16 protein-coding genes are annotated in these 21,532 nt (G+C 46.7%); 14 read left to right on the top strand and 2 right to left on the bottom strand.

The genetic code is table 11. The features are described 5' to 3' along the window. Positions 1-4 precede the first annotated feature (4 nt). The 12 genes from RIG68_RS16585 (at position 5) to RIG68_RS16530 (ending at position 17,803) form a co-directional block, all read left to right on the top strand. On the top strand, positions 5-2,644 hold the full coding sequence (locus tag RIG68_RS16585; RefSeq protein ID WP_350124598.1) for an ABC transporter permease: 2,640 nt from the start codon (positions 5-7) through the stop codon (positions 2,642-2,644). Between the two features lie 2 nt (positions 2,645-2,646). After that, positions 2,647-5,244, top strand: a complete 2,598-nt coding sequence (locus RIG68_RS16580) for an ABC transporter permease (RefSeq protein WP_350124595.1) — start codon at positions 2,647-2,649, stop codon at positions 5,242-5,244. A 57-nt stretch (positions 5,245-5,301) separates the two neighbouring features. After that, a complete protein-coding gene (locus RIG68_RS16575; protein WP_350124593.1) occupies positions 5,302-5,859 on the top strand; it encodes a Uma2 family endonuclease in 558 nt (185 codons plus the stop codon). Between the two features lie 7 nt (positions 5,860-5,866). Further along, complete coding sequence (locus tag RIG68_RS16570) at positions 5,867-6,436, top strand: Uma2 family endonuclease (RefSeq protein ID WP_350124590.1); 570 nt, start codon at positions 5,867-5,869, stop codon at positions 6,434-6,436. Positions 6,437-6,580: 144 nt separating this feature from the next. Beyond that, the gene (locus RIG68_RS16565; RefSeq protein WP_350124588.1) at positions 6,581-6,907 is read left to right on the top strand and encodes a PadR family transcriptional regulator; all 327 of its coding nucleotides are present in this window, start codon (positions 6,581-6,583) and stop codon (positions 6,905-6,907) included. Beyond that, positions 6,904-9,483 carry an ABC transporter permease gene (locus RIG68_RS16560; protein WP_350124585.1) on the top strand — a complete coding sequence of 860 codons (2,580 nt, stop codon included), beginning with the start codon at positions 6,904-6,906 and terminating at the stop codon, positions 9,481-9,483. Before RIG68_RS16565 ends, RIG68_RS16560 begins: the two co-directional genes overlap by 4 nt. Before the next feature lie 3 nt (positions 9,484-9,486). Beyond that, on the top strand, positions 9,487-12,069 hold the full coding sequence (locus RIG68_RS16555) for an ABC transporter permease (RefSeq protein ID WP_350124582.1): 2,583 nt from the start codon (positions 9,487-9,489) through the stop codon (positions 12,067-12,069). A 177-nt stretch (positions 12,070-12,246) separates the two neighbouring features. Continuing rightward, a complete protein-coding gene (locus RIG68_RS16550) occupies positions 12,247-13,017 on the top strand; it encodes a motility-associated ABC transporter substrate-binding family protein (RefSeq protein ID WP_350124579.1) in 771 nt (256 codons plus the stop codon). 147 nt (positions 13,018-13,164) lie between these two features. Continuing rightward, positions 13,165-13,503 carry a PadR family transcriptional regulator gene (locus tag RIG68_RS16545; protein ID WP_350124576.1) on the top strand — a complete coding sequence of 113 codons (339 nt, stop codon included), beginning with the start codon at positions 13,165-13,167 and terminating at the stop codon, positions 13,501-13,503. After that, positions 13,500-16,172 carry an ABC transporter permease gene (locus RIG68_RS16540; RefSeq protein ID WP_350124573.1) on the top strand — a complete coding sequence of 891 codons (2,673 nt, stop codon included), beginning with the start codon at positions 13,500-13,502 and terminating at the stop codon, positions 16,170-16,172. Before RIG68_RS16545 ends, RIG68_RS16540 begins: the two co-directional genes overlap by 4 nt. Positions 16,173-16,344: 172 nt before the next feature. Then, on the top strand, positions 16,345-16,539 hold the full coding sequence (locus RIG68_RS16535) for a hypothetical protein (protein ID WP_350124570.1): 195 nt from the start codon (positions 16,345-16,347) through the stop codon (positions 16,537-16,539). Between the two features lie 205 nt (positions 16,540-16,744). After that, complete coding sequence (locus RIG68_RS16530; RefSeq protein ID WP_350124567.1) at positions 16,745-17,803, top strand: right-handed parallel beta-helix repeat-containing protein; 1,059 nt, start codon at positions 16,745-16,747, stop codon at positions 17,801-17,803. A 3-nt stretch (positions 17,804-17,806) separates the two neighbouring features. Here the strand turns inward: RIG68_RS16530 and RIG68_RS16525 are convergent, their stop codons facing one another. Together RIG68_RS16525 and RIG68_RS16520 are read right to left on the bottom strand one after the other, a co-directional pair. Continuing rightward, a complete protein-coding gene (locus RIG68_RS16525; RefSeq protein ID WP_350124564.1) occupies positions 17,807-18,139 on the bottom strand; it encodes a type II toxin-antitoxin system PemK/MazF family toxin in 333 nt (110 codons plus the stop codon). Beyond that, positions 18,136-18,369, bottom strand: a complete 234-nt coding sequence (locus tag RIG68_RS16520; RefSeq protein ID WP_317490230.1) for a ribbon-helix-helix protein, CopG family — start codon at positions 18,367-18,369, stop codon at positions 18,136-18,138. Before RIG68_RS16520 ends, RIG68_RS16525 begins: the two co-directional genes overlap by 4 nt. Before the next feature lie 147 nt (positions 18,370-18,516). Here RIG68_RS16520 and RIG68_RS16515 point away from each other — a divergent pair, with 147 nt between their 5' ends. Then, on the top strand, positions 18,517-18,849 hold the full coding sequence (locus RIG68_RS16515; RefSeq protein WP_350124560.1) for a PadR family transcriptional regulator: 333 nt from the start codon (positions 18,517-18,519) through the stop codon (positions 18,847-18,849). Continuing rightward, a complete protein-coding gene (locus RIG68_RS16510; RefSeq protein ID WP_350124557.1) occupies positions 18,849-21,482 on the top strand; it encodes an ABC transporter permease in 2,634 nt (877 codons plus the stop codon). Before RIG68_RS16515 ends, RIG68_RS16510 begins: the two co-directional genes overlap by 1 nt. Positions 21,483-21,532 lie beyond the last annotated feature (50 nt).

Here is a 21,532-nt window from a genome sequence, read left to right as displayed (position 1 = left end):
GTCTATGGCTGCATCCAAAAATCAACGGCCTCCCAAATCGGCAGACAAACTCCTTTCATGGTTCGTCAAAGACGACCTGCTGGATGAAATCCTGGGCGACCTCCAGGAATACTATCTGGAGCTTGCCGACCAGCCAAAATGGAAACAGAGCCTTTTCTACTGGTTTCATGTGCTCCATTTTCTGCGGCCATTTGCACTGAAAAGAATAATAAGCGGTTCGCCGATGCGAACTAACTCAAATTATACGGCGATGTACAGAAGTTACTTCAAAATCGGATACCGCAATCTACTGAGACACAAAGCCTACTCGTTCATCAATATTAGCGGACTTGCTGTTGGGCTTACCGTTACGATGCTTATTGGGCTCTGGATATATGATGAGCTTTCGTACAATACCTATCACGAAAACTACGACAGGATAGCCCAGGTACTTCAGCACCAGACCCGCAATGGAGACACAGAAACACAAAATTCAATTCCTTTTCCCCTCGCCGATGAATTAGAGGCCAAATATGGTGATGACTTCAAATACATAGTGATCAGTGCGTACCTGAGCGACCATATTTTATCCGCTGGAGATCAAACATTGTTTATCAAAGGAAATTACATGGATGTGGATGCCCCGCATTTGCTTTCGCTGCAAATGCTGAAGGGCAACCGGAACGGGCTAAAAGAGCCTGGGTCGGTTTTGCTTTCTGAGTCAGCTTCACAGGCACTTTTTGGCGATGAAGACCCAATTGGTAAACCCCTGAAAATCGATAAAGGCGTGAGTGCAATGGTGACCGGAATCTATAGAGACCTTCCGCTCAACACTGAGTTAACAGACCTGAAGTTCATAGCACCATGGCGTACCTATATATTATCCTATGATTGGGTGAAGAGACAAGTGAACAATCCCCAGTGGGACAACAACTCTTTTCAGCTGTATGTACAGATGGCCGAGCATGCGAGCATGACCAAGGTAAGCGAGAAGATCAAAAAGGTCAAGTACGACCAGCTCGCCGAATCGCAGCGAGGCACCAATCCGGTGGTATTTCTACATCCTATGGCCGATTGGCACCTGCAGTCCAATTGGGAAAACGGCGTGAAAACAGGAGGGTTTATTCAGTATATCTGGCTTTTTGGGGTCATAGGGGCGTTCGTTCTAATACTAGCTTGCATCAATTTTATGAACCTCACGACCGCCAGATCGGAAAATCGCTCAAGAGAAGTGGGTGTCCGAAAGTCAGTAGGCTCTACCCACAGCCAATTGATTGCTCAGTTCTTAAGCGAATCGTTTCTGGTTGTGTTAATGGCATTTACTTTATCCCTGGTACTGGTATTGCTGGCGCTCCCTTCTTTCAATCAGCTTGTAGATAAACAAATTGCTTTTCCAGCCACAAACATCCTCTTTTGGCTGACCAGCCTGGGTTTCGTTTTGGCTACCTGTCTGATGGCCGGGGGCTACCCGGCGTTTTATTTGTCATCAGTTGGCACTGTGAGCGCCTTGAAGGGTACTTTTAAAGCAAGAGCCTCTGCCGGTAAATTGAGAAAAGTTCTTGTTGTGATGCAATTCACCGTTTCACTGACCCTGGTTATTGGCACCATCATGGTGGCCAGACAAATCGATTACTCCAGGAACCGGTCGATCGGTTTTGATAACGAGAGAATCATTATGATGGAAGTATTTACCACTGATTTTGAAGGGAAGTATAACCTGATGAGAAGTGAGCTCAAAAACCTTGGCGCCATTGAAGAAATGGCATTCTCCTCCAGTCCGCTTACCGATGTGTGGAATGGCAACGGTGGATTTCAATGGGAAGGAAAGGATCCAGGCTTCAACGACATCTTTGCAACGTTTTGGGTAAGTCACGATTTCGGTGAAATGGTAGGATGGGAGATGGCCGATGGCAGGGATTTTTCAAGAGACCTGGCCAGCGACTCGTCGGCTTATATTATTAATGAGACAGCCGTTAGGTATATGGGCATTGAAGACCCGGTTGGAAAGACCATTAACAACGGAGCGGCTGACCACAAGATAATAGGCGTGGCAAAAGACATGCTGGTGGAATCTCCCTTCAGGTCGGTGCAGCCTGCCATTTACATCCTCAATTACGACAACATGACGAATTTTATTCTGCTTAAGCTGAGTGGAGAAAAAAGCACCGGTGAGGCACTGGCGTTAGCTGAGGAGCTTTTTAAAGGCCTCGCTCCCAACGTGCCCTTCGACTTCAAATTTGCTGACCAGGAATACGCCCGGAAGTTTGCCGCAGAAGAGCGCATAGGCCAGCTCTCGGGCATCTCTTCTGCCCTGGCTATTCTCATCAGCTGCCTTGGGCTTTACGGCCTGGCCTCTTTTATGGCCAGTCAGCGTACCAAAGAAATCGGCATCCGGAAGGTGTTGGGAGCCTCTGTCGGCAACCTTTGGAAACTGCTTACTACTGAATTCTTTGTGCTGGTGCTTGTCTCGATAGCGGTGGCGATCCCTATTGCTTACTATGGTCTGAATGCCTGGCTGGACAACTATGAATACCGTACGCCCATTTCGTATTGGGTGTTTGTGTGGGCAGGGGTTGGTGCATTCTTTGTCACCTTGCTGACGGTGAGTTACCAGGTGCTCAAAGCAGCCACTGCTAATCCGGTAAAATCTCTTAGAACTGAATAAACGTGCAGGAGAAGAAACCATATCCACCCAAATCGGCAGACAAACTCCTTTCATGGTTTGTTAAAGACGACCTGCTGGATGAAATCCTGGGCGACCTCTCAGAATACTACCTGGAGCTTGCCGACCAGCCAAAATGGAAACAGAGCCTTTTCTACTGGTTTCATGTGCTCCATTTTCTGCGGCCATTTGCATTAAAAAGAATAATAAGGTCAAACTCAAATTATACAACCATGTTTAAGCACTATTTCAAAATCTCCTGGAGGAATCTCCTTCGGAACAAAGGCTACTCTCTCATCAACATTGGTGGATTGGCGGCCGGAATGACCGTGGCTATCCTCATCAGTCTGTGGATCTACGACGAACTCTCTTTTAATAAGTACCACAAAAACTACGACACTATCGCTAAAGTCTACCGTACCAATAAATTTGACAGTTTCGCCAGCACGGTTCATGCGCCGGGGCTTGCCTCTCTACTCAAGACCGACTATGGAGATTTTTTTGAGGAAGTGGCACTTGTGAGAGCCAGACTGGAGGAACGGGTTATTGCTGTTGGAGAAAAGAAGTTTTCACAAAGTGGCTACTTTATGCAGGACGGCGGGCCGCAAATCCTGACGCTTGACATGAAATACGGCAGCCAGACCGGGCTGAAAGAAATGAACTCCATTATGTTGTCGTCCTCACTTGCCGGCAAGCTTTTCGGCGAGGCAGACCCTGTTGGGCAGATGGTGACCATGGATGCCACCACCAGCCTGCAAGTGACTGGTGTGTACGAAGACCTTCCGAAAAACACTGAATTCAGCGAGGCGTCCTACCTGGCACCTGCCGAGCTATATGTAAATGGCTGGACAACACTCAATGTGTGGGATAATTACTTTACCTACATCTATCTCCAAATCAAACCAGAGCATTCGTTTGATGAGATATCAGCTACCATCGCTGAGGCAATGATGCCTCATGTTGACGAAGAAACAGCAGAGTCAGAGCCGAGAATATTTCTTCAGCCAATGAGCCAGTGGCATCTTTATTCGGAATTTGAGAACGGCACACCGGTGACAAGCCAGAGGCTGAAAGCCGTTTGGTACAATGGCATCATTGGCGCATTCGTGTTATTGCTGGCCTGCATCAATTTCATGAACCTCAGCACAGCCAGGTCCGAAAAACGTGCCAAGGAAGTTGGGATACTCAAAGCTCTTGGTTCGCACCGCATTCAGCTGATACAGCAGTTTTTTGGTGAGTCCATGCTGGTCACTTTACTTGCCTTTATAGTCGCCATTTTCTTAGTAGTGCTCACGCTGCCCTGGTTCAATGTGGTGGCAGCGAAGGCCATGGTATTCCCATGGACAAACCCTCTCTTTTGGCTGGCCGTTTTATCGATTGTTCTGGCAACGGGATTGTTGGCTGGTAGCTATCCTGCTCTTTTCCTTTCATCGCTTAATGCTGTAAAGGTACTGAAGGGAACTTTCAAGGCCGGTCGTTTAGCATCGTTGCCCAGGAAGGTGTTGGTGGTCATCCAATTTACCGTGTCGATCAGCCTGATCATTGGCACGCTGGTAGTGTATCAGCAACTGGAATATGCCAAGAACCGGCCTGTTGGCTACTCCCGGGATGGTTTGATCTCGCTGAGGAGTGCTTCGAAGGAGTTCAAAGGAAAGTACCTGGTGCTAAGAAATGAACTGAAGCAAACAGGCATGGTGGAGGAAATTGCCCAGGCCAACTATTCGGTGACTGACACCAGGGGCTGGAATGGTGGATTTGCCTGGCATGGAGAAAAATATGAGCAGACATTCAACACTATTTTTGTGACGTATGAGTACGGCAAAACCGTCGGGTTGCAATTCGTTGATGGCAGAGACTTTTCCAGAGACATAACGAGCGATAAAAGTGGCATCATCATCAACGAGTCAGCCGCTAAGCTATTTGCGCTGGAAAATCCCGTCGGCGAAGAGCTAACATGGCAGGATAGGGGCTCATATACCATTCTCGGCGTAGTAAAAGACATGGTCAAAGGTTCCCCTTACGAGCCCACCGATCCGTCAGTCATGTTCTTGGGAGAGTTCGATATGTCGTGGTTGTACATCCGCCTCAATCCAGCGGTCAGCACGCACCAAGCGCTTCCTAAAATTCAGGAAGTGTTTGCGAGACTCACCCCGTCTACGCCCTTCGACTATACCTTTGCTGATGACGCTTATGCACTGAAATTTGAGGAGGAAGAGCGAATCGGTAAGCTGGGGTTTGTCTTCGCTGGATTGGCCATTCTGATTAGCTGCCTTGGCTTATTGGGGCTGTCGGCTTTTGTGGCCGAGCAACGAATAAGAGAAATTGGCATCCGAAAGGTGCTTGGTGCATCAGTAGCCAACCTTTGGCAAATGCTGTCGAAAGACTTCGTGGTGCTTGTGGTCATTTCCTGCTTGGTTGCCATGCCACTGGCCTGGTATTTTATGGACAGCTGGCTGGACAGCTTTGTGTACCGATCCACCATCAGCTGGTTGGTTTTTGCCGTCACCGGGGCCATTGCGCTGATAGTCACTTTGGCTACAGTGAGTTTTCAGGCTATCAAAGCAGCAACGGCTGATCCGGTGAAGTCGCTTAGAACGGAATAGTTGGCTATTCCTAAAAGCTGAGAATTTCGTATATTTCACTAGTAAAAGTGATTTGCTATGGCTACAGAAGTAATGAAGCGGTTGATTAATGTAGACGAATACTACAAGATGGCTGAGGTGGGTATCCTGAAGCCCGAAGATCGTGTGGAGTTAATTAACGGTGAAATATATGAGATGAGTCCTATTGGAAATAAGCACTATAGCGCAGTTAATAAGGCCAGTAACTTTTTGAAAGAGGTATTGCTCAAAAGCGTGATTGTCAGTGTGCAGAACCCCATCAGAATCAATGAGGGAAATGAACCGGAGCCCGATATTTGTTTGCTAAAGCCCCGAAGTGATTTTTATATCAATCAATTTCCGGGGCCTAATGATGCTTTACTTATTATAGAAGTAGCTGATAGCTCACTTCAGTTTGACAGGGAAGTAAAAAGTGTCACATACGCACTGGCAGGCATACCTGTTTATTGGATTATTAACCTGAAAGAAAACGTTCTGGAGGTTTATAGCGATCCGGGGAAAGGCAGATACCAATCATCTTCGTTCAAAAATATAGACAGTAAGGTATCCCTTCCATTCATTGATTTGGAAATGCTGGTTAGCGAAATAATGATTTGAGATTCATATGGCTACAGAAGTAATGAAGCGGTTGATTAATGTAGACGAATACTACAAGATGGCAGAGGTGGGCATACTGAAGCCGGGTGATCGGGTGGAGTTAATCAACGGAGAAATATATCAAATGAGTCGGGGGGCCGCATCCCCTATAGGAAGCAAGCATGGAAGTGTAGTCAAAAGCCTGGCCAGGATATTAAATGAAATATTCAAGGGTGACGCAGTCATAGGAATTCAGGATCCTGTGAGACTCGATGAAAATAACGAACCTGAACCTGATATTTCTATTTTGAAATACAGAGCTGATGATTATTCCCAGGCTCATCCCGGTTCTCAGGATGTCTTAGCCATCATTGAAGTGGCTGACTCTTCACTTCATCATGACAAACAAGTTAAAATGCCTCTCTATGCTAATTATGGTATTCCAGAGTATTGGATCATTGACATTGCGACGAGGCAGATAACAGTACATCTTGACCCTGTTGGAAACAGCTATTCAAGCCAGCAGGTATATGGGATAGGAGACGAGATTGTACTGCTTGGTAAAACCATTGTAGTAAGCGATTTGCTAAAGTTCTAGCGAATCTCAACCCTTATTTTCGCACTCCTTCCCAGAAGTGATTAATAGCCTCTCTCAGAGGCTATTATTTTTTTGCATCTATTTACTTAACAAAATTGAAACTAATACATTATCTTCACGTTTGTTAAGTAAATAAAATGGCAAATGAAGGAACAATCAATAGGTGAATTTGAAGAGCTGGTGTTGCTCATGGTGGCTGCCCTACACGACGAAGCATACGGCGTAGCCATCCTCGAAAACCTCGAAGAAAAGCAGGGCAAAAGGGTCAACATAAGTGCAATTCACGTCACGCTGAAGCGGCTTGAGGACAAAGGTTTTGTCATCTCCAGATATGGTGGAATTACAGGTGAGCGTGGCGGTCGCAGGAAGAAGTTCTATGTAATTACTGCATTAGGCAAAAAGTTGCTCGATAGCCAGTACGAGCTACGCACCAGCCTTTACCAGCAGATCCCTAAAATATCGTTCGGGTGAATCTCCGTCCCCCCAAATATCCCCTTCGCTTCCTCCGCTGGTTTTGCCGGGAAGACTATCTCGACGAGATAGAAGGGGATCTTATTGAGCTGTTTGAGAAGCGGGCGGAGAGATCACCTGTGAATGCAAAAAGGAGGTTTGTGTGGGATGTGGTGAAGTCGTTTCGGATAAGAAATATAAGATCGTTCAGTATAAGTCAAAACTCAAATATTACTGCCATGTTTCAACACACTTTACTACTAGCATTCAGAAGTTTTCGAAGGTATAAAAGCGCCTTTGCAGTCAACCTGATAGGGCTTTCTACCGGCTTGGCCTGCGCCATGTTTATTTACCTGTGGGTGAACGACGAATTAAATGTAGACGGGTTCCACGCAAAGGATGATCGGCTTTATCAGGTCATGCAGCATCGGGTACAGGACGGTGCGCTTGTTACTTCAACCTGGGTGCCGGGTCTGACTGCCAGCACACTTGAAGAGGAATTCCCTGAAGTAGAGCGTGCTATCCCGACTTTTGGAAAAGGAGAGTATACGCTTTCGGTGGAAGAAAAAGACTTGCAGGCGGAAGGACAATCTGTTGGAAAAGACTTATTCAACATGTTTTCGTTTCCACTGATTGAGGGCGATGCTGATCAAGTGCTTGCTGACAATAGCTCCATTGTTATTTCCGAAACATTGGCCCGTGCGCTCTTTAAATCGGTAGATGCCGCCATTGGCAAAACTATCCAACTGGAACACGATGACCAGTTTGTGGTATCGGGCGTTTTTCAGGATATCCCCTCCAATTCATCTCTGAAATTTGACTTCGTTGTTTCGTTTAATATCTATCTGGATCATGCCGGCTGGGCAAAACGCTGGCAAACTTCCTGGCCGGAAACCTACGTATTGCTGAAACCTGGTGCTGACTTTGACGCATTCAATGAAAAGATTGCCGACCTGATCAAAAGAAAAACCAACGGCGAGATTACTTACCGTACCATGTTTGCAGTTCCCTACTCCACCTCCTATTTGTATGGTAACTATGAAAATGGAGAGCAGGCTGGGGGAAGAATTGAGTATGTAAGGCTCTTTTCAGTTATTGCCATTTTCATTGTCGCCATCGCTTGCGTCAATTTCATGAACTTATCTACCGCCAGGGCTTCCAGAAGACTGAAGGAAGTAGGGATAAAGAAAGCCATAGGGGCCGGACGGTCTGTTTTGGCTTTCCAGTTTTTGGGTGAATCGTTGCTATTGACAATGATGGCGATGATACTGGCGATAGCGTCAGTGGCACTGTTACTGCCCCAATTCAATATGGTCACTGGTAAGCAACTCTCTCTCCAATTAAGCACATCAGTTGCACTTCCATTTTTTGTCATTGCTTTTGTGACAGGACTCATCTCAGGAAGCTATCCTGCCCTTTACCTGTCGTCATTTAAGCCTGCCACGGTCTTAAAAGGTAAGCTAAGCAAATCTACAGGCGAGGCATGGGCTCGCAAAGGGCTGGTCGTGTTACAATTCACTATATCGATTATCATGATGGTATCGGTGGTGGTTGTTTATAAGCAAATTGAGTTTGTCCAGAATAAACACCTGGGATACGACAAAGAAAACATTCTGCTTTTGAACAGGAAAGGGTGGGATACTGGCACCCTGGAAACATTTCTTTCAGAAGCAGGCAAAGTACCCGGAGTTTTACAGGCATCCAGTATTGAGCATACTCTGATAGAGCACGTGGCTTCTACCAATGGAGTAAGCTGGCCAGGGAAAGACCCTGAGAACAAAACGGAGTTTGAGATGATGGCCGTGAACTATGAAATGCTCGAATTGCTAGGGGTTGAGCTTGAAGCCGGACGACTATTTTCCAGAGAATTCGGAGCAGACAGTGCAAAGGTTATTTTCAATGAAGCTGCTATCAGAATGATGGGACTGAATGACCCTGTCGGAAAGCAGATCAACCTGTGGGGCGAAAATCGTCAGATCATTGGCGTGCTGAAAGACTTTCATTTTGAGTCCTTGCACAAGGATGTTGAGCCGGTGGTTTTGTGGCTGGCTCCCCAGCGAACCAGTAGAATTGCCGTAAGGGTGGAGGCAGGCAAAGAGAAGGAAGTTATCGCTCAGCTTGAGCCGCTTTACAACACTTTTTATTCCGGTTTTCCCTTCGACTATCAGTTCCTGGATCAACAGTATCAGCAAGAATACCTGACCGAGCAGAGGGTCTCCACCTTGTCCAGGTATTTTGCCGGGTTGGCTATTCTCATCTCCTGTTTGGGTTTATTCGGGCTGGCTACTTTTACTGCCGAGCGAAGACTGAAGGAAATTGGAATCCGCCGAATACTGGGTTCGAGTATGGCGCAGATTGTGTACTTGCTCTCCGCCAGCTTCAGTAAAATGGTACTGGTGGCGATATTCATAGCACTTCCTGTGAGCTACTTTCTGACGGATTATTGGCTGGATAACTTTGCATACAGAATTGACCTGAAGTGGTGGTATTTTGCCAATGCTGGCTCCCTGGCTTTGGTGATTACCTGGCTCATTGTTGGCTGGCAGAGTCTGAAGGTAGCATCTGTGAGTCCATCGAAATATCTCCGTCAGGAATAACCAATGGATATACGGCCCCCCAAATACCCCCTCCGCTTCCTCCGCTGGTTTTGCCGGGAAGACTATATCGATGAGATAGAAGGAGACCTTATTGAGCTTTTTGAAAAGCGGGCGGAGAGATCACCTGAAAAGGCAAAAAGGAGGTTTGTGTGGGATGTGTTGAAGTCATTCCGGCCAAGGAATATTAAGTCACTACGAATAGGTCAAAACTCAAATTATACTGCCATGTTAAAACACACCATTATTCTGTCTTTCCGCAGCTTCAGGAAGTACAAAACCACGTTTCTTATCAACCTTGCCGGGCTTACCTCGGGTTTGACCTGCGTGCTGCTCATTTATCTTTGGGTGAATCATGAGCTGAGTGTCGATAAGTTTTACAAAGATGCCGATCGCCTTTATCAGGTTTTCGAAAACAGGGAGCAATCGTACGGAATATGGACGGCAGAAACCAACTCGGGGCCCATGGCTGCCGACATGCAGGCAGATTTTCCGGAGGTTGAATACGTAACGGGAGTTGCTTCAAGAGGCAAAGCCACGCTGACGGTAGGGGAGAAAAATATCAAGAGTGATTACATATATGCTGGAAAGGATTTCTTTAAAGTCTTTTCTGTCACGCTGCTGGAAGGTCAGGCTGATCATGTGTTGGCCGATAAAAGCTCCATGGTGATATCGGCCGATATGGCCGAAAGATTGTTCGGCGACGCCAGCAACGTTGCCGGTAAAACTATTCGCTTCGAGCACGAACAGGATTTTGTGGTGTCTGGTGTTTTCCAAACAGCACCGCCCACCTCCTCGTTTCAGCATGATATTATCATTTCTATTGATCTGATAAAAGACCAGTACGAACGTGTCTGGAACTACAACAACACATTTGTGAAGACGTATCTGCTCCTTAAGCCCGGAACTGACGCAGACGAATTCAATAAGAAGCTCGAAGGATATATCGCCGGCAAGGTCAAGGGAGAAACCAATCGAACCGCATTTGTGGCACTGTATCCAGACTATTACCTGCACGGAAAGTATGAGAATGGACAGATGGTGGGAGGGAGAATCACCTATGTAAAGCTGTTTTCCATCATCGCTGGCTTTATTCTACTGATCGCCTGCATCAATTTCACCAATCTAAGCACCGCCAGAGCATCCCGAAGGATGAAAGAGGTGGGCATCAAAAAAGCTATGGGCTCGGGTCGCACGGCACTGATTTATCAGTACCTGGGCGAGTCGATTTTGATCGCCATCATTTCTCTGATGCTTGCGTTGCTGACGGCCTATCTCTTTTTACCTCAGTTCAATGTCGTCACAGGCAAACAACTGGCCATCGACTTTGACTTAAAAATGATCGCCGGGGCATTGCTCATAGCCGTCGTCACAGGCTTTTTGGCTGGCAGCTACCCGGCTTTTTACCTGTCGGGATTCAATCCGTCGGCGGTGCTGAAGGGGCAGCTGCATCGCTCGATTGGTGAACTATGGGCACGGAGGGGTTTGGTCATCTTTCAGTTTGCGATTACCATAGTGCTCATCACCTCTGTGCTGGTGGTGTACAAACAAATGGACATGCTTCAATCAAAAGACCTGGGCTACAACAAAGACCAGGTGCTCATCTTCCCAAGGGAAGGAAAGCTTGAAGGCATTTCGACGACGACTACCTTCCTGGCTGAAGTGAAAAACATACCCGGCGTTGTCAATGGTTCCAGCACGGACCACGACATGACAGGTCATAACAGTGGAACTTCAGGGATTTACTGGGAAGGAAAAGATCCGAACGATAGGTCTGAGTTTGAAAACCTGTCCGTCAATTATGACCTGATGGAAACGCTTGGAATAGAGCTCAGGGAAGGCCGTACCTTCGACAGGACTTTTGGTGCCGACAGCTCCAAAATTATTTTCAATGAAACCGCCATCCGCTACATGGGCCTTGAAAATCCCCTGGGAAAGACCATCAAGCTTTGGGGTGAAGACCGGCAGATAATTGGCGTGGTAAAAGACTTTCATTTCGAATCTCTTCACTCAGAAATAAAGCCCGTTTTCTTTATACTGACAGGCGAGGAAGGTGAAAGCTTTATGGTGAAAATTGCTGCGGGCAGGGAAAAGGAAGTAGTAGGCAAACTCGCCGAGCTTCACACCAGCTTCAACCCCGGTTTCCCATTTGAGCCCCGGTTCCTTGATCAGGACTATCAGGGGCAGTATCAGGCAGAGAAAAGGGTGAGCACTTTGTCCGGGTATTTCGCCAGCCTGGCCATCATCATTTCATGCATGGGCTTGTTTGGGCTTGCAGCGTTTGCGGCCGAGCGAAGACTGAAGGAGATCGGGATCAGGAGAATATTGGGCTCCAGTATCGGACAGATTGTCTACATGCTCTCTGCCAGCTTTAGTAAGATGATTTTAGTGGCGATCGTTATCGCCATTCCTTTCAGCTACTACATAGCCAGCAGCTGGCTGCAGGGTTTCGCTTATCGGATTGACCTGGAGTGGTGGTATTTTGGTGTGTCGGGAATAGTAGCGCTGGCTATTGCCTGGGTCATCGTGGGCTGGCAAACTTTCAAAGTGGCGTCAGTAAACCCAACAAAATGCCTTCGGGATGAATAAGCAACTCAATTATCCGTAAGTTTTTTAAAGCCGTGTCTTCACGGCTTTTTTTGTGGCTTTTCACCAGGCCGCCTGATATATACCATCTTGAATGAACTTGAACAGCCTTTGAACGCTAAAACCTACGATCTTTTTATTAATTGATACCAATAGGTTCAAAACAAAAACTCAATGAAAATGAAAAACCAAAGAAACACAGCCGAAACCAGACGCATGTGCTGGAAAATTGCATTCATGATGGTCATGTCGATCCTTTCGTCCAGTCGCTTAATGAGTCAGTCGGCCAAATACACCATCCTCGTGGATGTGGCTCATGGGCAGAAGTTCTACAACAACCCCAACAAGATGAACTCATCGGCTGGCAGTGATGCTCCAAGGGTGGAGTACCTTGTTGGTGAGCTTGGCAAAAACGCAGGTGCCCTGGGAGCACAGGTTGGATTTCTCAACGAAATGATTACGCCTGCTAAACTTGCCAAATGTGATTTGCTCTTTATCCACATCCCTTCCAGCATGTATAGCGCCGCTGAAGTGAAGACCATCACTGAGTATGTGTCAAAAGGAGGTTCTTTGTTCCTGGTGATGGAGGAAGACTACTGGTCAACACTCAAACAAACCAATACGAATGATCTGCTCCGTCCATTTGGCATCCAGTTTGGCGAAAACAGTTCAGACTCATTGTCAGGCGGATTTACCAAACCAACCCCAGTTATTGGCAAGCCATTGAAGGTCACCTACCACGGCGGTCGTGTGGTGAAGGGAGGCACACCCTTTTGCTTCAACAATCAAACAAAAGAACCCTTCGGAGTATTCAAAGAGCTTAGCAACGGCGGGAAGGTAATTGCCATGGGTGATGGAATGACGCCGCTTTACATGGCTAGCTGGAATGGCGTCACCGATTACCAGTGCAGTGAATTTATGGGTGCAGTGCTGGGGTGGCTGTTGGAGTGACGTCAGTCGTCAACTAAATCCTTTTCAAAGCCGTGGTTTCATGGCTTTTTTTACTTTCTATCGATGGTTCAGGATTTTTTTTTCACCGCCCCTGCAACCTTTCGTTTTTTGTCAGGTACTATAGGCAAAGGTGAAACAAATACAAATATGAAGGGAACATACCTGGGGGAATTCGAAGAGCTTGTATTGCTGACAGTCGGTATTCTGCACGACGATGCCTACGGCCTGGCCATTGTGGATGAGCTGGAAAAGCAAACAGGCCGCAATGTGATGCTCAGCTCGGCGCACAAAGCTTTGGTGAGGCTGGAAGACAAAGGCTATCTCAAATCCAAAATGGGAGGAGCCACCGAAAGCAGGGGAGGCAGAGAAAAAAGGCTCTACGAGCTCACTCATGCGGGTGCTAAAGTGTTGGAGCAGTCCAAAGAGCTCCGCAATGCCATGTGGAATCAGGTGCCCAAGATTGTGTGGGAAGGAAATAGCCTATGAGCCAGTCGACTCCAAAGAATGCAGGGCCGCCCAATTGGGCTATCAGTTTCTTTCGCAGGTTCTGCAACGACCACCTGTGCGATGCAGTGCTGGGAGACATGATGGAGCTGCATGAACGCAGGGTACAGAAGCTTGGTAAAAACAAAGCTGACTGGCTCTTTGTCTGGAATGTCGTTCAGTTTCTCCAGCCATTTGCAATAAAGCGAACAAACGAAAAGTCACAAAACTCAAATAACGCAGCCATGTTTAGAAACTATCTGAAAGTAGCCTGGAGAAGCATGCTCAGGCAAAAAATGTATACATCCATCAAAATTGGAGGGTTCGCACTGGGGATAGCCGCTTGTATCCTTATCACCATTTTCATCCGACAGGAGCTTAGCTACGACAAGTTCTACAAAGATGGTGAGAACATTTACAGGGTATACAACGAATTTAAGGAGGAAGGAGAAACCAATAAATGGACATCCTTTCCCGCACCCACAGCGGGCATCTTCAAGGCTGAATTCCCTGAGGTGGTTAAGTCCGGCCGCCTGATCCCCTATGCCGGCTGGTGGTATGCTGGAAGCAATTTGTTTCGCAGGGCAGATCAGCGCCAAAATACATACGAAGAAGGCTTTGTTTACGCTGACCAGAGCCTGCTTGAGATACTCCAGGTTCCGATGGTGTACGGTCAAACGGAAAATGCGCTGGCCGACCCCTATTCTATCGTCATCTCCCAAACGGTTGCCGACAAATACTTTCCCGGCGAAGACCCGGTAGGCAAGGCGATCATTTTGAATGATGATGAAAAAACGCCCTACAAAGTGGGCGGCGTCATGAGAGACTTTCCCAACAACACACACCTGCAGTTTGATTTTTTAATCACCCTGACCGGGGTGGAGTTTTGGGAAGGGGAGCAAACCAGCTGGTGTTGCTGGAACTACAATATCTATTTCGAGCTGCAGCCCGGCACCGATCCAAAGGAACTGGAGACCAAACTTTTGGCTGTAAGAGATACCCACTATGTGGGGCATCTTGAGAAAACCGGTGATCAATCTGTAGGTGAGGTAAAAAAGAACCACTTCTTCAGGCTTCAGCCTGTGGCTGACGTCTACCTCTATTCCGACGGCATACACGCCATGGTGGAGCAGGGTGATATCAGGTTTGTCTGGCTTTTTGGAGGAGTTGCCTTCTTCGTTCTTCTGCTGGCCTGCATCAACTTTATCAACCTGTCTACTGCAAAATCGGCCAATAGGGCGAAAGAGGTGGGCATGCGAAAGGTCGTAGGCTCATTCAGAATCCATCTGGTCAGGCAGTTCCTTACCGAGTCGGTTCTTTACAGCGGGGTGTCGTTTGTCGCCGGTATTTTGCTCGCATGGGTAGGCATGCCGTTTTTTAATCAGCTGGCCGACAAATCCCTCACCATGCCCTGGGGCGAGTGGTGGTTTATTCCGACGCTCGCAGGAGCCGCCATACTTGTTGGTGTGCTTGCTGGCCTATATCCGGCGTTCTACTTATCCGGCTTTAGGCCAATAGATGTTTTGAAGGGCAGCCTGAGCAGAGGAAGCAGGAGCTCAAAGATGCGGGGCGTAATGGTGATATTCCAGTTCACCACATCCATTGTGTTGATCATTGGCACCTTTATCATCTACCGCCAAATGCAGTATATCCTCAATAAAAAGATAGGCTTCGATAAGGAGCAGGTGGTGTTGATTCAGGGGGCCAATACGCTGGGTGATAAAATCAAAACGCTGAAGACCGAACTGACGAATATTTCTGGTGTTCAAAATGCGGCCATCAGTGGGTATCTGCCTATTTCTGGCACCAAGCGGGATGGCAATCAATTTTGGAAAGAAGGTAAATCCAAAGAAGACAAGGCCGTGGGCGCTCAACGCTGGTATGTCGACAGCGATTATATCGGAACCCTTGGGATGAAGCTGGTAGACGGCCGGAATTTCATGCCGGGAATGGCAGCAGATTCGTCCTCTATCATTGTCAACCAGGCATTTGTAAAAGAGTTTGGGTTTGAGAACCCAGTTGGGGAAAGGATACAAAACTGGCGGCCTTATACCATCATAGGCGTAGTAGAGGACTTCCATTTTGAGTCACTCAAAGGAAAAATTGAACCTTTAACGATGGTGTATGGAGAATGGGGGGATGTCATTTCCGTCAAGGTAGGTTCATCCAACATGAAGGAGGTAATGGTGTCTATCAAAAGCGTTTGGGATGAATTTGCACCCAACCAGCCGATGAGGTATTCGTTTCTCGATGAAAGCTATGCCCGCATGTATGAGGACGTGCAGACTATGGGCAGGGTATTCACCACTTTCGCTGTGCTCGCTATCATTGTTGCCTGTCTGGGGCTCTTTGCCCTGTCGGCCTACATGGTGGAGCAGCGAGGCAAAGAGATCAGCATACGCATTGTGCTGGGAGCCTCCGGCCGGGTCATCTTTAACCTACTCACACTCAATTTCATCAAGCTGGTGTTCATTTCTCTGTTGCTGGCTATTCCGCTGGGCTGGTACCTGATGAAAAACTGGCTGGACGACTACGCCTACCGCACAAGCATCACCTGGGAGGTGTTTGCAATATCGGGCCTTATTGCCCTGGGCATTGCTGTATTAACCATCAGTTTTGAATCGATCAAAGCGTCGAGGATGAACCCTATTAAAAGTTTGAGGTCTGAATAGCATGAATGATAAGCTAATAAATGGGTGGAAAGAGCTCCGGGAATTCCGGGGCTTTTTTTATGCAAAAATATCTCACTTTGATTATCCGGAAGTGATGATATTTTTTGCCCATTGACCAGTTTGTTTTCGAATAGGTGATCATTAACGTACTTTACTTATAAATAAAGTCATTATGGATCGTAGCGAATTTAAAAGGGAACTCGAACGGCACAAAAATCAGATAGATGCCAGCTTCAAGTTTCTTCAACAAGGCTTTGAAGATTTGAGTAAACACAACCATGAGTTTTATGAATTTATTGAGTCTAACTACTACGATTTGGGTGAAAGACTCTCCGCTCTTGAAAGAAAAGTAAAAGAAATTTCCTGACGGGAAATTTTGCGGTTAATAACAGCTTTTGATTGAATACAGGCCTTGAATTTACTCAAGGCTTTTTCTTTGTGAAGGCAAGGGTTTTGCTTGAGCAGCTTTGAACAGCATTGTGACGCTCTTGCAGGAACTTGAACAGCGCTTGAATGGCTAAGGAATCATCGCAACTACTACTTGCATCGCAAAAACACCAAAATCAAAAGCGATGAAAAAATTACTCTTTACCCTCTCTCTTTCTCTACTCTTACGAGCAAGTGCCGCGTTGGCTCAGACATTATATGTTGACCCCGGCACCGGCAGTGATGCAGCCGACGGCTCGGAGTCTGCACCGTATGCGTCTCTGGAAAAAGCGGTGGCCATAGCCAATGAGCTTACTGGTAGTGGCCCGATTACCATCAAACTTTTTCCGGGTTTGTATTCTCTCACCGATAAGGTGGCCATCCATCCTTTGCGGGTGCTTAGCGACACTGGTCGGTTTACGATCGAAGCTGTCACCATGCCTGATGACCCCGACTGGACACCTGCAAAGATGCCAGTGATCCAATCAATATCCTCCAACAATTCCCAGACGCAGTTTCTTCACTCTACCGGTTTTCTCGTGGCAGCTAACCATGTCACTATTCGTGGGCTGAAGATGTTGGGCAGTGCCCACCCTGACGTGGTGTATTACTACCCCATTTCCAAAGAAGACGAGTCATTGGGTGATATGGTCGTGTCGCAATGCTATTTCGTATCGGAGGTGCACAGCTCGCAGATTCAGGGTGCTATTTGGGCCCAGGGACCAAAGACCAGTATCGACCATTGTGTTTTCTACAACTGCCGGAACGCCATTCTGCTTTTCCGCTCGGTTGAAGACTTCTCTGTGACGAATAGCATCATTTACGGAGCCAACGAAAGCGCCGTATGGATGGGCCCGGTGGAGCGGTTTACTTTCAAAAACAATGTGATTGCAGGTGGCAATTATGTGTGGGTTAGGCCTGGCGACTCTAGCCCGGCGTATAAGTTCATCGATTGTGTCATGGTAGATAACGAGCACTATATGGGATACTATGGCAGCAATGGGCTGGTGGAAACGACTAACAATAAAAATTTCGTGGAAACCAGGGTAATCAAAAAAGGGGAAATGGACCTTGTGATCAGGAAGGAGCCGGACTATCCCGTCAACTATCTGCACCTTACTCCAGAATCTGTTGGATATGAACTGAATGCCGGGATTTTCAAATCACCCAAACAACCCACCCCGGTCAAGGAAAAAGGGATGTAATGGTTAGTACTTCAAAATATCGTTGAGGGTTTTAATTGATTCCTGAACGGTGGATTGATCAATCTCTCCGAGTTTTTCAATAAGTCGGTCTTTTGAAATCGATCTGATATGAAAGATCAGCATTTCTGAGATCGACTTTAATCCATTTTTGTCATCGGGTACTAATATTGGGTTTCCTTTGTAGTTTTTGATTTTTGAAGTGAGGGGAATCACAATAGCGATTGGAAGATGAGTATTCAGCAGATTACCGCTTATTATCACCACCGGACGATAGCCTGCCTGTTCACTTCCTTTCACAGGATCCAAACTGGCACTCCAAATCTCTCCTTGTCTCATTTCTCAAGCTCTCTCAAGTAATCGGCCATTCCCTCTTCGGCAATAGAGAGTATCTCGTCGTCTGTTGCTGCCTGTTTGTACGACTTGATGTATTCTGCTTTTTCAAGATGTTCGAGGTACAACCTAAGCGCATTTTCAATGAGTCGGTTCTTCGGCTGAGAAAGTGCTTTGGCCTTTTCCGCTAGTATTTTTAATAGCTCATCTGGAAGTGTGCTGGTGAATGTCGCCATCTTAAACATCTTTTATATTTCTATTATACAAATATAAACCATAAATACAAACAAGGAAACGACTAGCCATTCAATATTTTACATACAAACAATGAATATATTAAAACCATTTTACATACATTTAATGAACAAATGAAATATTGAGAGATGAAGGGTACCAACTTAGGAGAATTTGAAGAACTGGTTTTGCTCACTATAGCCGCTTTGATGGAGGAGGCCTACAGTGTGGCGGTTTGCGACGAACTTACCAAACACACTGGTAGAGAGGTGAAGCTGGGAGTGGTGCACGCTGTCCTCAACAGGTTGGAGGAGAAAGGCTACGTGAAAAGCGGACTGGGTGAAGCAACCAATGTGCGGGGAGGTAGAAGAAAACGCTTCTACACAATTACCAGTGGTGGCAAGGCTACTTTGCTTAAAGCCAAGGAGCAACGTGACCAGCTTTGGAGCATGATTCCGGACATCGTGTTTAAGGAGATTTGATGAAGACAAAGCAATCGATATCCCCACCACAGTGGGCAAGCCGCTTGCTCGAATGGTATTGCATGCCTTCGCTGTACGAAGACCTACAGGGCGACTTGCTGGAATACTTCGAAAGGAATGTGGAGAGAAAAGGAGCGGCCTTTGCAAAGCTTGTCTACATTGTCGATGTGCTTAAGTTCTTCAGGTTCTATACAGTTCAAAAACCTCAAATATTTAAAGGAATGAATCAGTTTATCTTACTATCCAACTACTTCAAGACCTCGGTTCGCAGTATGGCCCGAAACAAACTCTTCAGCACCATCAATGTGGTGGGACTTGCCATCAGTATGTCAGTCGGGCTGCTCATGATTGCCTTCCTCACGGACATTTATTCATTCGATACTTTCCATAAAAAGTATGACCGGATTTATCGGGTTGGGAATACCTATCAACGGTTGCAGGAGGATCAAAGCAAGTTCGCTTCTACCTCTATTCAGGCAGCGAGCCGGATCAAAAGTGATATTCCCGGCATTGAAGAAATGGTACTGATAACCAGAAACTTTCGTGGAGATGCCGCCTACAATAACAAAATAATTGCCATTGAGGGGCTTTATGCGGAGCCATCCTTCTTTTCAGTGTTTTCATTTAAGCTAAAACAAGGTGATGGAGCCACCGTGCTTAAAGAACCCTATTCCGTTGTGCTCGATGAAACAACGGCCAAAAAGCTTTTCGATGACAAAGACCCGGTCGGAGAGCTGATCAAGCTCAACGACAAGGATAGCTACACTGTTACCGGAGTGATGGAGGACATGCCGGGAAATTCTCATTTGCGGGCACCAGTGGTGGCCTCTTACTCCACATACGAAATTAAAGAAAAGGAAAATGAAGAGTCGACCAGGCTGACCCGCTGGAACAACATGTGGTCCAACTACATCTACCTGGTGGTGAGGCCTGATCAAGACATGGAAGCCCTTCAGGCAAGCCTTGACCAAATAAGTGCTGAGGAAAATGAGGTGGATGAGCACACCACGATTAACCTATGGCTACAGCCCATGTCAGCAATCGTGCCTGGCGAAGACCTCAGCAATCAAATAGGGCCGTCTTTTGAATTGAAGATGGTTTGGATCATCACTGTTTTAGCTTTTGTGGTACTCGTTTCGGCTTGCTTTAATTATACCAACTTGTCCATTGCCCGCTCTTTAAGGAGATCCAAGGAGGTGGGCATTCGCAAAGTGATAGGTGCTTCCGGCGGGAACGTCTTTGGACAGTTTATTCTGGAGGCAGTTGTTATTTCCGGGCTGTCGCTGGTCTTTGCCTTTATTCTGTACTACACAGCCATTCGGCCCCGCTTTTTAGGCCTTAGTGAAGAGATAAGTGAAATGATCACACTTATCCCTTCTCCACTGACTTTCTTTTACTTCCTGCTGCTGGCCATTGTGACGGGAGTTGTGGCAGGATTCTTTCCAGCGCTGTTTTTTTCCCGAATCAGCGTGCATAAGGTGCTGAAAAATGTTTCATCTCTGAAGCTGTTTGGCAACGTCACTTTCCGTAAGGTGCTTATCGTTTTTCAGTACACGTTGTCTCTTGCTTTTATCATTGGTGCTACCATGGCCTACAAGCAATACGATTTCGCCGTCAACTTTGACCTTGGGTATAAAACGGATAACATCCTCAATATAGATCTGTTAGGTAATGAAGTCGAAAAAGTGAAAACCGCATTATCTGAAATTCCAGAAATCACAGACATGTCGGCATCAACGCTTGTTACAAGTGTTGGAAGTTATTGGGGAACGACAGCGAAGTACAAAGACCCTCTGGATTCTACCAATATAAACTACAATGGTATTGACGAAAACTACATCCCAATTCATGGTTTGGAGCTTATAGCAGGGCGCAACTTCATCCCGCAGTCTGATAGTTCCGCCGAAGGTCAGATCATCGTGAATGAAAAGCTTCTTAAACGGTTCAATATTGGTGAGCCGCTGGATGCTATTGGGGAGACGTTAAAGGTAGATGACAAGGATGTGAAGATAGTTGGCGTGGTAAAGGACTTTCACTATGGTAAAATAGATTCTCCAATCAAAGAATTTGCCTATCGCTACAAAGCAGATCAATACTATGTGATCAATGCGCTGATTTCATCGTCCGACATTCCCGGCACAATGGAGAAAATAGAAAGTAAATGGGATGAGCTGGACGCCATCCATCCTTTTGAGGCGGAGTTTTACGACGACAGGATTCAGAAATCGTATGAGGAGTACCTTGTAATGGTAAAGATCATTGGCTTTTTGGCTTTTCTTGCTATCTCCATCGCCTCGCTGGGTTTGCTGGGAATGGTGGTGTTCACAACGGAAACAAGGTTGAAAGAGATTAGCATAAGAAAAGTGCTTGGTGCATCTGAACAGGCGCTGGTGTTCCTGCTTGGCAGAGGATTTATCTTCCTTTTGCTTATTTCTGCCGCTATTGCGGTGCCTGCTACCTGGTATTTCTTCAATCAGATAGTATTTAACGACCTTGCCTACAAAGCGACCTTTGGCTTCCTGGAGTTGTTTGGAGGTGTTCTGGTTGTTTTTGGCATTGCTGCGCTGGCCGTGGGCTCTCAAACTGTGAGAGCTGCCCGGACTAACCCGGCGGAGACGTTGAGGAACGAGTAGAGCGGAAAAAAATATGATTGTAAAGAGCCATAGGGAAACCCATGACTCTT

It is taken from the genome of Imperialibacter sp. (assembly GCF_040222385.1).
In the GTDB taxonomy this organism is placed as follows: Bacteria; Bacteroidota; Bacteroidia; order Cytophagales; family Cyclobacteriaceae; genus Imperialibacter.
This window is presented reverse-complemented; position numbering and strand designations above follow the sequence as displayed.

Coding starts and splice junctions, on each gene's coding strand:
- RIG68_RS16585 (WP_350124598.1), top strand. CDS start 5: ATGGCTGCATCCAAAAATCAACGGCCTCCCAAATCGGCAGACAAACTC.
- RIG68_RS16575 (WP_350124593.1), top strand. CDS start 5,302: ATGGCTACAGAAGTAATGAAGCGGTTGATTAATGTAGACGAATACTAC.
- RIG68_RS16570 (WP_350124590.1), top strand. CDS start 5,867: ATGGCTACAGAAGTAATGAAGCGGTTGATTAATGTAGACGAATACTAC.
- RIG68_RS16565 (WP_350124588.1), top strand. CDS start 6,581: ATGAAGGAACAATCAATAGGTGAATTTGAAGAGCTGGTGTTGCTCATG.
- RIG68_RS16555 (WP_350124582.1), top strand. CDS start 9,487: ATGGATATACGGCCCCCCAAATACCCCCTCCGCTTCCTCCGCTGGTTT.
- RIG68_RS16550 (WP_350124579.1), top strand. CDS start 12,247: ATGAAAAACCAAAGAAACACAGCCGAAACCAGACGCATGTGCTGGAAA.
- RIG68_RS16545 (WP_350124576.1), top strand. CDS start 13,165: ATGAAGGGAACATACCTGGGGGAATTCGAAGAGCTTGTATTGCTGACA.
- RIG68_RS16540 (WP_350124573.1), top strand. CDS start 13,500: ATGAGCCAGTCGACTCCAAAGAATGCAGGGCCGCCCAATTGGGCTATC.
- RIG68_RS16535 (WP_350124570.1), top strand. CDS start 16,345: ATGGATCGTAGCGAATTTAAAAGGGAACTCGAACGGCACAAAAATCAG.
- RIG68_RS16530 (WP_350124567.1), top strand. CDS start 16,745: ATGAAAAAATTACTCTTTACCCTCTCTCTTTCTCTACTCTTACGAGCA.
- RIG68_RS16525 (WP_350124564.1), bottom strand. CDS start 18,139: ATGAGACAAGGAGAGATTTGGAGTGCCAGTTTGGATCCTGTGAAAGGA.
- RIG68_RS16520 (WP_317490230.1), bottom strand. CDS start 18,369: ATGGCGACATTCACCAGCACACTTCCAGATGAGCTATTAAAAATACTA.
- RIG68_RS16515 (WP_350124560.1), top strand. CDS start 18,517: ATGAAGGGTACCAACTTAGGAGAATTTGAAGAACTGGTTTTGCTCACT.
- RIG68_RS16510 (WP_350124557.1), top strand. CDS start 18,849: ATGAAGACAAAGCAATCGATATCCCCACCACAGTGGGCAAGCCGCTTG.